Origin of the sequence: Anaerospora sp., from assembly GCF_032013335.1 — a bacterium.
Taxonomy (GTDB): domain Bacteria; phylum Bacillota; class Negativicutes; order Sporomusales; family DSM-15969; genus Anaerospora.
The window spans coordinates 87,517-99,870 of the sequence record NZ_DALZUO010000001.1; the positions used below are offsets into that span (position 1 = coordinate 87,517).

General features: G+C 46.2%; 11 protein-coding genes. 1 reads left to right on the top strand and 10 read right to left on the bottom strand.

The window, feature by feature from the left end:
• Window positions 1-94: 94 nt before the first annotated feature.
• The 9 genes from lonC to rpsF all read right to left on the bottom strand — a co-directional run bounded on the left by lonC (window position 95) and on the right by rpsF (window position 9,307).
• Window positions 95-2,020: a Lon family ATP-dependent protease gene (gene lonC / locus RTR76_RS00430; protein WP_312515269.1), complete on the bottom strand. Its 1,926-nt coding sequence runs from the start codon at window positions 2,018-2,020 to the stop codon at window positions 95-97.
• Between the two features lie 72 nt (window positions 2,021-2,092).
• Window positions 2,093-2,539: a 50S ribosomal protein L9 gene (rplI, locus tag RTR76_RS00435; protein ID WP_312515272.1), complete on the bottom strand. Its 447-nt coding sequence runs from the start codon at window positions 2,537-2,539 to the stop codon at window positions 2,093-2,095.
• On the bottom strand, window positions 2,499-4,517 hold the full coding sequence (locus RTR76_RS00440; protein WP_312515275.1) for a DHH family phosphoesterase: 2,019 nt from the start codon (window positions 4,515-4,517) through the stop codon (window positions 2,499-2,501). The genes rplI and RTR76_RS00440 overlap by 41 nt, the downstream gene beginning before the upstream one ends.
• Window positions 4,518-4,528: 11 nt before the next feature.
• Window positions 4,529-5,494 (bottom strand): YybS family protein, encoded by a 966-nt coding sequence (locus RTR76_RS00445; RefSeq protein ID WP_312515278.1) that lies wholly within the window; start codon window positions 5,492-5,494, stop codon window positions 4,529-4,531.
• Window positions 5,495-5,498: 4 nt separating this feature from the next.
• On the bottom strand, window positions 5,499-5,807 hold the full coding sequence (locus RTR76_RS00450) for a MazG-like family protein (protein ID WP_312515281.1): 309 nt from the start codon (window positions 5,805-5,807) through the stop codon (window positions 5,499-5,501).
• 471 nt (window positions 5,808-6,278) lie between these two features.
• Entirely contained in the window at window positions 6,279-7,943 is a 1,665-nt protein-coding gene (locus RTR76_RS00455; RefSeq protein WP_312516143.1) for a ribonuclease J, read from the bottom strand.
• A 366-nt stretch (window positions 7,944-8,309) separates the two neighbouring features.
• Window positions 8,310-8,576 (bottom strand): 30S ribosomal protein S18, encoded by a 267-nt coding sequence (gene rpsR, locus RTR76_RS00460; RefSeq protein WP_396144082.1) that lies wholly within the window; start codon window positions 8,574-8,576, stop codon window positions 8,310-8,312.
• 3 nt (window positions 8,577-8,579) lie between these two features.
• Window positions 8,580-9,005: a single-stranded DNA-binding protein gene (locus RTR76_RS00465; RefSeq protein ID WP_312515285.1), complete on the bottom strand. Its 426-nt coding sequence runs from the start codon at window positions 9,003-9,005 to the stop codon at window positions 8,580-8,582.
• A 17-nt stretch (window positions 9,006-9,022) separates the two neighbouring features.
• Window positions 9,023-9,307, bottom strand: coding sequence for a 30S ribosomal protein S6 (gene rpsF, locus RTR76_RS00470; RefSeq protein WP_312515288.1), 285 nt, complete (start codon window positions 9,305-9,307; stop codon window positions 9,023-9,025).
• 219 nt (window positions 9,308-9,526) lie between these two features.
• Between rpsF and RTR76_RS00475 the strand changes: the two genes are divergently transcribed.
• The gene (locus tag RTR76_RS00475; RefSeq protein WP_312515292.1) at window positions 9,527-10,759 is read left to right on the top strand and encodes an LL-diaminopimelate aminotransferase; all 1,233 of its coding nucleotides are present in this window, start codon (window positions 9,527-9,529) and stop codon (window positions 10,757-10,759) included.
• Between the two features lie 311 nt (window positions 10,760-11,070).
• On the opposite strand, the gene ychF is transcribed toward RTR76_RS00475, so the two are convergent.
• Window positions 11,071-12,180 (bottom strand): redox-regulated ATPase YchF, encoded by a 1,110-nt coding sequence (gene ychF, locus RTR76_RS00480; RefSeq protein WP_312515295.1) that lies wholly within the window; start codon window positions 12,178-12,180, stop codon window positions 11,071-11,073.
• Between the last annotated feature and the right edge of the window lie 174 nt (window positions 12,181-12,354).

Sequence of the window (12,354 nt, forward strand, 5' to 3'; positions counted from 1 at the left end):
CAAACTGGCAAAAGGTTCATCTGCTTTGCAGCTGAACCTTTTTGCCAAGTTCTTCAACATAACGTTACTAATTTATTACTGTGGCCTGCTGCTCTTAAGCGCTGGCTTCCTGTCTCTCTTCACCGAATAATATCGTTAATGCATCCTCTACTTGTTCCACCGGACAAATTTCCAAGCCTAAGTGACCAGCAGGTATATCTTTTTCATTCTCTTTGGGAATAATGACTGTTTTAATACCTGCCTGTTTGGCGCCATATGCCTTTTCGAAAACACCGCCAACAGCCTTTACTTTTCCTTGAATGGAAATCTCACCGGTAACAGCCACATCCTGCCGGATTGTTTTTCCGGTAATTGCCGAAATAATAGCTGTTAGAATGGCGGTACCTGCTGACGGACCATCAATGCGTCCACCACCAATAATATTAACGTGAATATCATAGTTAGCCAGATCTTCGCCGGTAATTTTTCTCACAACAGCTGCGGCATTAAATACAGAGTCTTTTGCCATTGAGCCGGCAGTATCATTAAACCGCATAGAACCTTTACCTTTATCAGTGGAAGGAAACGCTACCGCTTCAATCTCAATTACTGATCCTAGATAGCCGGAAACCCCCAGGCCAAACACCCGTCCGATTTCTGGTTTGGCAGACGCTTTATGACTGACAAATGGCGTCAGGCGGCTTACCTGTACGACCCGGTATACATCGTCACAAGTTATTGTTACCGTTTCGTCTTCCTCGACACGATACAATGCAATGCCATAAGCGTCAGCCAAAATATTAATCGCTTTCCGGCCTTCAATCGTGTAGTCGCTGATTAGGCGGGGTACATCAGGATCGATGCTGACTTCCAGCTTACTTGCCGCATTAAAGATAATTTCTTCAATGTGCTTGGGAGTAAGCGGTTCAAAATAAATTTCAGCACACCGCGAACGGATTGCCGGATTAATATCGGATGAATCACGCGTGGTGGCCCCAATTAAAATAAAATCAGCCGGCGCGCCTTCTTCGAATAATTTTTTAATATATTTCGGTACATTGGGGTCAGACGGGTCATAGTAGGCTGAATCAAAGAACACTCGCTTATCTTCCAGCACTTTTAACAGTTTATTTTGCAGCATCGGGTCCATTTCACCGATCTCATCAATAAATAATATCCCGCCATGAGCATCCGTTACCAGGCCAGGCTTAGGCTCAGGAATACCCGTATCAGCCAGGTCCTTTCGCGCCCCTTGGTAAATCGGGTCATGCACAGAACCAAGCAGCGGATTGGTCATATCCCGCGAATCCCAGCGCAGTGTCGTCCCATCTGCTTCTACAAAAGCTGCTTCCTGAGCAAAAGGTGTGAACTTCAATTTCTTAGCTTCTTCCAGCACCAGCCGCGCCGCTGTCGTCTTACCAATCCCTGGCGGTCCGTAGAGAATAAGATGCTGCGGATACGGAGAGGCCAGCTTGGCCCGAAGTGCTTCAACAGCCCGCTCTTGGCCGACAATTTCACTTAATGTGCCTGGCCGGAGCAATTCCATTGCCGATTTGGTCAATTTCTTCTGATCAAGCATTTCCAGCATAGCATATTTCTTCAGTGTCTGTGGGTTTTCGACATTATTGTCTTCCTTCAACACCTGCATTTTAATTTCTTTAATATACTCCTGATGGCGTTCTTCCATCTTTTCAGCAATTTTCTTTTCAATCTTGTCTTCTACTGTCCGGCGGGCCATGAGGTCTGCCAATTCATCTTCAATTTCATCCAAGAGATCCGGAATTTCCTGCGCGGTAGGAACCTTATCAACGGTAGGGTCTTCAAATACAAGCTTCTGCAGCGCCAAAACGCGCTCACCCACATCTTCCGAGCGCATAAGATCCAATGCATCCAGTTTGCCTGCTTTGAGCACTACCTTCTCGGCACCAATCAATCCCGCATAAAGTCCATAAAGTGCGGAAACCTGGCGTTTTAATTCGTCATCGGCCGCGCGCACTACCCGTGTTTCGCGGCGGACAAGTTTATTGAAGAAATCTTTCATGTTTATTACCCTTTCTAATAAGGCCGATTAAATAGAAGGCATGGCTCAAAGCTCCATAGATTGAGCTGGTTATTAATTTCCTGCAACCTGTACTTCAATTTTTGTAGTGATTTCCGGATGGATGCGAATCACAACCGGATAAGTGCCTACTGACTTAATCGCGTCTTTTAATTCAATTTTACGCTTATCTATATCGATACCGTATTGTTTTTCCAATGCATCACTGATGTCCTTGGCAGTGACAGAACCAAAAACTTTACCGCCTTCACCAGTTTTAACAAGAATCTTCACTGAAACTTTTGACAGCTGGCTGGCCAATACATGTGCTTCATCATTAGCCCGCTGTTGTTTATGTGCTTCTGCTGCTTTTTGCTGGCTGATGGAATTAATATTAGCGGCAGTAGCTTCAATAGCCAATTTTTGTGGCAGCAGATAATTGCGGCCATAACCTTCTGATACTTCTAAAACATCGCCTTTTTTACCAAGTTTTTTTACTTCTTGCTGCAGAATTACTTTCATGAATATCACTCTCCTGTATATAGTTGTTAATCAGTTCTACAATCTGATTTCTTGCTTCTGTAAAACTGATATTTTTAAGTTGTGCGCCAGCTACCGTCTGGTGACCGCCGCCGCCCATTTGCTCCATAATTACCTGGACATTGACATCTCCCTGGGAGCGGGCGCTTACTCCCACCCCGTTGTCCTCCAGATGGAAAAGAACGAAGCTGACACGGGCACCTTCAATCGTCAGCAGCATATCGGCGACTTGGGCTGCTACAATTTGAGCATTTTTGGCTTCTTCTGGACAAGAAGCCACGACTACACCGCCAGGCAGCATCTCTGTATTAGTCAAAATTTCTGCCCTGGCGCGCAATGTATCAAAGTCAACGCGGAACAAATGTCTCACCAGGGTGGGGTCTGCACCGGCCCGCCGTAAATAAGAAGCTGCTTCAAAAGTGCGGACACCGGTCTGCACTGCAAAGTTTTTCGTATCTACTACAATGCCGGCATACAAAGCGGAAGCTTCAAGCCGCGTAAGATCAATATTATCATCATAATACTGAATCAGCTCAGTCACTAATTCGCTTGCCGATGAAGCGGAAGGCTCCAGATAAACCAGCAGCGGATTATTGATGAAGACCTCTGAACGCCGGTGATGATCGATAACCACAGTGCGCTCCGTTAATGTTAACAACTCAGGCGAAGCAGTCATCTCCGGACGGTGTGTGTCCACTATAAAGAGTAGTGTTTGTTCATCTGCAAGAGCGACAGCCTGAGAAGGAGTAATAAAAACATGTTCATAGCCTTCGTAATCCGGCAATAGTTCTTGTAATTTATTAACAGCTACTCCTGGCTGACTGACCACCACATGTATGCGACGTCCGTCATGGCGAGCCATCTTTGCTACGCCTAACGCCGCTCCAAGACTATCGAAATCTTCTCCTCCATGCCCCATAACCAGCACGAGCTCGGTATCTTCTACTAGCTCGCGGATAGCCTGCGAAACAATCCTGGCTTTGACACGAGTGTTTTTTTCCACCGCTTTTGCTTTCCCACCATAAAACTGCATTTTGCCGTCTACATGAACGGCAGCCTGATCTCCACCGCGGCCAAGGGCTAAATCCAATCCCGCTTGGGCACGCTGTGTCAAAGTTGCTATGGTAGGTTCGTCAGCAGCCACTCCCAGACTAAGCGTAACCGGGATTTTATTACCACCATGAATAGCCCGTATTTTATCCAGAATCTCAAAACGGGTTTCCATTAACTTAATCAAGCCCTGCCTGCTGATAATAGCAACATACGTATCTTCGCCAAACTGCCTGACGAATCCGGCTAGTCCGGCAAACAAATCCACCAGTTGACGGTTTACTTCCGCAAGAATAGCGGTTCGCTGCGTATCGGTAAGACCCTTTAGTACGTCATCGTAATTATCAATCTGAATATAAGCAAAGGCAGGCATAGCACCCTGGCATTCCGCTTTGATCGTCTCCGTGCGTGTTATATCGCTGATGTAAAGGATCAAGAACGGCCGGCCACCCATTTCCTCGGCTTCAAGAGGCTTATGAATGATTTGGTAGTGTTTGAGGCCGCTTCTTTCAGTAACAATACCGTATTTTCCCCAGATTTTCTCTGCTTCCAGTGTGGGCAGTGCATCAAACAGGGATTGCCCGGTATGAACGTCGCCAAACCATTCGGCTAAGACGCTGTTGGACCAGTAAAGCTGCCCCTCCTCATCTACGATAGCAATTGCTAAGGGCAGATTTTGCAAAGCGTATGTTGAAGCCTGATCAAGGGTGTACGCCATTGACTCAATATATTGCGTCAATGCCTTGCGCCGTTCCCAATGGCGGTCACGGCCATATAAATAGAGAGCATAAAGCAAAACGATTCCCAATACAGCCACATACTGATTGTAAAATGCTACAATCAGCAGCAGTGCTGCAACAACGGCAAGATAAATTCGCGTATCAAACCAGAAGGAAGGACCTTGCGGCATAGTGATACCCCCTAATCGGACATGTCCCGACTGCGCATTTGGCGATAGTTCATTGCCATGTCAAACGCACCGGCAAAGATAATGACTTGCAGCATAATACCATTAGTAAATACTAAGAACAGTATAATACCCCGAATCAGCCTTGACAATTTGTATTTATCGGCAAGGTAGTAAAATAACGCCAATCCTTGTACGATCAGGAAAATCATGGATATCATCTGCACATTAACGCCGACTGTATAGAGCCAGGTAATTTCACGGGAATGTCCCCAATACATGCAAAGCACGGCTACAACAAAGGTATACAGGGCAATTTTAGGCATCTGCCATTCCCGGAAAGGTGGAAAAGGCTCTACATAGTAGCCTAGTTTCTTGAGCACTATTTTAGCAACTGTAAAATTGAGGTATGCGGTTACCACCGCAGCCAAAGCAAAGCCTGCCGGCAAAATAATCTTCAGAAGCTCCATCACAGCGCCCATAGTCGTGGTCATTTGCTGCAGTTCTTCTTCTTTCATACCCATCTGCCGGTAAAAGTCTATCGCCTGTTCCAGGGCTTTTGTCATTGCTTCCTGCTGGATAGTGAATGGGTTAGCTCCCATTACCACCATACTGATAGCAACAACTGCAGCTGATGAAATCAGGGATGCAGCAGAACCCCATAGTAATGTTTTAGCGGGGTTAAATTTTTCCCTGAGTCCATGTCCGAGCACAATACCGGTAAGTCCAAAGCCCACTACTACCGAGACGGCGTGAAGAGGGTGGAGCAGTACGGCAATCAAAATACCGGCAACCACGGTAGCCAGAGTACTCCACTTGACACCATGCCTCACTCCCAGCAGCATGATCGGCACAGGCCAAACTAAATGAATAAACGCCCCTATTACGGGCAGATAAGCGCTCATAAAAGCAAACATAATCGCAATGGAAGCTAAAATTCCCGCTTCTACCATTGGTTTTATTTGAGTCTGACGCTGCATGAATTCACCCTTTCCGGCGGAAATGACGCTGTAGCTCACTATAGTCGCCAAACCATTTTTCCGCTTCCTGTTCTTGTTTGATATGGTGGGTAACCTTATGTGAAACAGCCTGATCCAGAGCGGCAAAGTCGATACCCATTCGTTTGCCCAGCACATAGCAGGATACGATTACCGCTGCTAAAGCATCACTGATCGCCTGTTCACTATTTTTGGCGACGGCTTGATACACCTGGCCCACATTCGTGACTAATTCTGCCTTCAGCCATTCTATTAAACGAAGCTTGCGCAATATATCGGATTCATGGGAAAACAACAGCCAACCCCTCCTTACTTACAGTATAGTATTCGCCAAGGGGCAGGGTTCTTTCCTGCCTGACAAATATAGAAAAACCAGGGTATAAACGAACCCTGGTTTACTGCGTAAATTAGTTCAATCTACCCGCTAAAAGCTGATAAAGCTGCAGAAGTAAAACATGAGATTGCCACGTCGCTGCGCTCCTCGCAATGACAGTGGAGCCTGTAATCCGATCTCGCTGTGCACCCCACAGGGGAGCAATCTACCACCAGCTGTGCAGCAAGCCCTCGTTCCCCGTCGTCCCTCTTTGCCTACAAGCTCAGGCCGCTCTTAGCTGCTAACATGTGCCACTAAGTTCAGGCTGGTGAGAAAGGTTCAGCTGCTAGGAAGGCCGAGGAAGCGAGCGAAGACAGTACAGCGACGGTACGGCAAGCGAGCTCCCACAGGCCTGACAACGCAGATGAGCCTTTATCGCCAGCCGTCCCTCTGCTAAACCTCCATAATGATGGGGAGTATCATCGGCCGCCTTCCCGTCTTCTCGTACAAGAATTTACCAAGAGCTTCCCGTACCTGGGATTTAATCACTGACCACTCCGTTATGCTGCCTGCCTCGCACCGTTCAAGCACTGCTTTTACACGGTTTTGGGCTTCATTCATCAACGCTTCTGAATCTCTGACATACACGAATCCACGTGATACCAGGTCAGGGCCGGAGAGCACCGAGCAGCGTTGTTTATCCAGGGTTAAGACAACAATCAGCACGCCTTCTTTTGACAACTGCTGACGATCACGGATAACAATATTACCTACATCGCCAACTCCCAAACCATCTACGAAAACTTTCCCGGCAGTTACTCGACCGGCTTTACGTCCGCTGGTTTTTGTGAACTCAAATACCTGTCCATTATCACCAATCAGAATATTATCCTTGGCAACACCCATGTTTTCAGCAATTTGACCGTGCTGTCTAAGCATGCGGTATTCACCATGAACCGGAATGAAATATTTAGGCCGAACCAGGTTCAGCATTAATTTTAATTCTTCCTGGCTGGCATGACCAGATACATGGATGCCTGCCGACCTTTCATATACAACATGAGCGCCTAACCGCATCAGGCTGTCAATTGTTTTACCTACTGATTTTTCATTACCCGGTATCGGTGTTGCAGAAATAATGACCGTATCACCAGGGATGATGGAAATACTGCGGTGATTGCTTGTTGCCATACGGCTTAAACCAGCCATTGGTTCACCCTGGCTGCCTGTCGTCAGAATCAGCATTTGATTGTCACGATAGCGGTTGATTTCATCTGTGTCAATAATGACGCCTTCAGGAACCTGCAAATAGCCCAGTTCAGTGGCGATAGACACTACATTGATCATACTGCGGCCAAGCACTGCCACTTTGCGGTCATATTTGCAAGCTGCATTAACTGCCTGTTGAATACGTGATACATTTGAGGCGAAAGTTGCTAAAATAACCCGCCCGTTAGCAGCCCGGAAAGCAGTATCCAGGGCAATACCCACTGAACGCTCCGACTCGGTATAACCGGGACGCTCCGCATTTGTACTATCCGACATCAGCGCTAAAACGCCGCGATCTCCCAGTTCAGCAAACTTGTGAATATCCATTACTTTTCCATCTACCGGGGTCTGATCAATCTTAAAATCACCCGTGTGCACAACAGTGCCCACTGGCGTCTTAAAATACAAACCGCAGGCATCAGGAATAGAATGACTCACCCGAATAAAGCCAATTGTAAAAGCACCGGCCGTTATTTCATCACCATGTTTTACAGGGTTTAAAGAATACTCGGGCACGCGATTTTCTTTTAAGCGGCCCTCTACTAATCCTAACGCCAAACGGGTGCCATAGACTGGCACATTAATTTGCTTCAATAAATAGGATAATGCTCCAATATGGTCTTCATGTCCGTGCGTTAATACAACTGCCCGGACTTTGTCTTTATTCTCCTGCAAATAGGTTATATCCGGGATGACCAGGTCAATTCCCAGCATATCGTCTTCCGGAAAAGCGAGTCCGGCATCCAGTATGACAATATCGTCACCATATTGAAAAACCGTCATATTTTTGCCGACTTCTCCCAAACCACCTAAAGGAATAATTAATAACTTATCTTTTTGCTCCAAAATAATATACCTCCATAAAATCTCTCTTATAAAATACTTACTATAGGTACAGCTAAAGAAAGGTCTCGCCCCAAATTTCGAGACCCTCTAGCCAAAAATAATCTCGTCCACAATCCGCTCATCGAAAATGATTTATAAGCCGCTCAACTATAGTACTACTAGTATACCCTATACCAGTGCTCTTAAACAAGGCCACGTTGTCAAAATAAAAAGAAAAAGCCACCTTTCTGGTGACAATTATAGTTTTTCCAGCTATACGATGTTTTTAGTACACTTTTAAACAAAAAAATTTTCCAACTTCATACAAGAGCAAGAAACCCTCTCGGTAAATAAAAAACGCCGGGATATACCCGGCGTTTGGTTGCGCTTCTATTCTGCTGTGAACGGGAGCAATGCAATATTGCGAGCCCGTTTGATAGCAAGAGTTAATTGACGTTGATGTTTTGCGCAGTTTCCAGAAATCCGGCGGGGCAGAATTTTGCCGCGCTCGGTGGTGTAACGACGCAATTTAGGGACATCTTTGTAGTCAATTGCCACTATTTTATCAACGCAGAAACTACAAACCTTTTTCTTTGGTTTTCTGCCTCTTTCGCGTTTCACTCGTCTATACCTCCCTTCAGAATTTGAGGGATCCATCATTTAGAACGGGATTTCCTCGTCGATCACATCACGCCCGAATTGGCCAAAATCAACTGGCTTACTGGCGTTAGTTGAAACGGCCGTTCCGCTTCCCATTCCCTTATCCGATTCCATGCTTTGGGCGACAAAATTGGCGACTATCTCAGTTACCCGTCTTTTTTGTCCATCCGTAGTTTCATACGAACGAACTTGCAGACGACCTTCCACAAATACCCGGTGTCCTTTCGCCAGGTTATTGCCGCACATCTCAGCTAAGTTTCCCCATGCCACAATAGGAATAAAGTCCGTTGATTCCCGTTGTTCTTGTCCAGGCGCTCCAAAACTACGGGACACGGCCACGGTAAACGAAGCTACTGCTTTGCCGGTTTTGGTATATCGCACTTCAGGGTCTTGGGCTAGACGACCGATAAGTTTAACTGAGTTCATGCCACTTTCCCCCTGGTCTATTCGTCTTCTTTAATGATCATGTGTTTTAAGATCTCGTCGGTAATCTTCATAACGCGGTCGAGCTCGGCAATAACCTTAGGCTCAGCGCTGAAGAACATAAGATAGTAGTGGCCTTCTGCGTGTTCTTTTACTTCATAGGCCAAACGTCTCTTACCCCAACGGTCAACTTTTTCCACCGTGCCGCCATTTGCTTGCAGAAGATTTTCGAACTTAGCAACTACGTTGTTAAGAGCCTCTTCTTCAGCGGGCTTCACAATAAACATGACTTCGTACTTTTTCACGAAATCACCTCCTCCTATGGACTATGGCCCCTTGCAAAAGGGGCAGGGAAGGTTTATAAATAAACTTTCCGCCTGGCTGTCCCAGACTGATTAATTATACCTTACCCCTTTAGAAAATGCAAGAAATGCTCTAAGTTTTTTTATGCAACTAAACTCGCCATTTGCGGGCAAACTATTGTATAATATACTATAGCATATTTTGGGAAAAGGAGTCTGACAATGGCGAGCATTAATGAAAACTATTTGAAACTACCAGGAAGCTATCTGTTCGCAGAAATAGCACGAAGAGTAACTGCTTATAAAAATGAAAACCCTTCTGCAAACATTATCCGTTTAGGTATTGGTGATGTTACCCAGCCGCTGGTACCAGCAGTTATTAACGGCCTGCATACTGCCATTGATGAAATGGCGCAACCGACGACCTTTCGCGGGTACGGTCCGGAGCAAGGCTATGACTTTCTTATCCAAACCATCATTGATCATGACTTTACTCCCCGCGGCGTTACCCTTGATATTGATGAGGTCTTCGTCAGCGACGGCTCCAAGAGCGACGTCGGTAATATTCAGGAGATCTTTGGCCTTGATAATATAGTCGCAATTACCGATCCTGTATACCCGGTATATTTGGACAGCAATGTCATGGCTGGTCGTACAGGTGCCTTAGATAATGGCCGCTTTGAAAAAATTGTCTACATGCCCTGCAATGCAGAGAATCAGTTCATACCGGAGCTGCCAACAGAAAAAGTAGACATGATTTATCTCTGCGTCCCTAATAATCCCACAGGCACTACTCTTTCTAAAGCAGAATTAACTAAATGGGTCCAGTTTGCAAAAGCAAACGAAGCCATTATTCTCTTTGATGCTGCCTACGAATCCTATATCCAGGAACCGGATATTCCGCACAGCATTTATGAAATTGACGGAGCTAAAGAAGTGGCTATTGAATTCCGCTCTTTCTCCAAAACTGCCGGGTTTACCGGAACCCGCTGCGCTTATACCGTTGTTCCCAAAACAGTCATGGGACGCACTGCCTCCGGCGAAGCCCACTCACTCAATAAAATGTGGAACCGCCGCCAAACTACAAAATTTAACGGCGTACCTTATATCATTCAACGCGGTGCGCAAGCAGTCTATACCCCCGAAGGGCAAAAGCAAATTAAAGAAACGATTCAATACTACATGGCTAATGCCAAGATTATCCGCGAAGGCCTGCAAAGCATTGGCCTTGAGGTATTTGGCGGCGTAAATGCTCCTTACATCTGGCTGAAAACGCCAAACAATATGGACTCGTGGGACTTCTTCGATAAACTGCTCACCGAAGTACATATCGTCGGTACCCCCGGCACAGGCTTCGGCCCCTCCGGCGCAGGCTACTTCCGCCTAACCGCCTTCGGCAGCCGCGAAAATACCGAGCAAGCCATCGAAAGAATCAAAACAAAACTAAGCCTGTAAAGAGTAAAAGGTCAGCCTCCAGCAATGGAAGCTGACCTTTTTTGTTCTTAAAAGTGTGTCACCGGAACCGTCCCCATGACACATTCCTCGTTTTTCTTCGTGCACCCCGCAGGGGAGCCATCCACCACTAACGGCAATAAGCCCGTTCCCCGTCTCCTCGTCCCCACTGCCGCAAAGCTCAGGCCGTCGAGAAGGTACCAGCTGCTAGGCGGAGGGGTAGACGCAACCGGAGGCGTACATGGGGCGTACGGTGAGGATTGCGTCTGCCCCGACAACAACGCAGATGGTGCCTTATCGGCGGCCGCCCCAGACTAGACGTTGAAGCGGAAGTACGTTACGTCCCCATCCTTCATCACATACTCTTTACCCTCTAAGCGTACCAGTCCTTTTTCGCGAGCCGCATTATAGCTGCCGGCATTCATTAGATCCTCATAAGCTACAATCTCAGCCCGGATAAAGCCGCGCTCGATATCAGTATGTATTTTTCCGGCCGCCTGGGGTGCTTTTGTCCCACGGGTAATTGTCCAGGCCCGAACTTCCTGCTCTCCGGCTGTGAAAAAGTTAAGTAAGCCTAACAATGTGTAGCCAGCCTTAATAAGCTTATCCAGTCCCGATTCATTAAGTCCAAGATCGGCTAAAAATACTTTGGCCTCATCATCTGCCAGCTCGGCAATTTCCGATTCTAATTTTGCAGAGACAGCAATAACTTCAGCTTTTTCTTTGGCAGCATATGCTCTCACTGCCTGTACATGGAGATTATCGTCAGGATTTGCAACCTCTTCTTCACTGACATTGGCGACAAATAAGATTGGCTTCATGGTAAGCAAATTGAGATCTTTTACTAATACTATTTCATCTTCACTCAAGCCAATACGCCTGGCCGGATTAACTTCTTCTAAAGCTGCCCGCACCTGAGCCAGTACAGCCAATTCTGCCTGAATCTTTTTGTCGCCGCTTTTGAGCAGTTTTTGTCCACGTTCAATACGCTTGTCCACTGCTTCTAAGTCGGCTAAACATAATTCTGTATTAATAATTTCAATGTCTCTAAGGGGATCCAAGCCGCCCTCTACGTGCGTAATATTTTCATCTTCAAAGCACCGAACAACTTGCGCTACGGCGTCCACCTGGCGAATATGGGATAAGAATTTATTTCCTAACCCTTCTCCTTTAGAAGCGCCCTTTACCAAGCCAGCAATATCCACAAAGCGCATAGCTGCCGGGATAGTTCTGCTTTTGGGTTTATACATCTCAGTTAATTTCCACAGACGCTCATCAGGTACATCTACAACGCCTACGTTAGGTTCAATTGTACAGAAGGGATAATTAGCCGCCTCAGCACCAGCCTTGGTTATCGCATTAAATAGAGTACTTTTGCCGACATTAGGAAGCCCCACTATTCCAACTTCTAGATTTGTGCTCATTTATTTTCCACCTTTCAAGTATAATCGTTCTAACAGTGCAATGACATTATACCTGTTTTCACTGCATTTGGATAGTTGCAGCCAAAACATGGTATTACAAATTTACATCTTCTAAAAAAGGCAAGAGGAATTTTCAGAATTTAGTCGAAGGCTTTACTTATATAACTAAGAAGG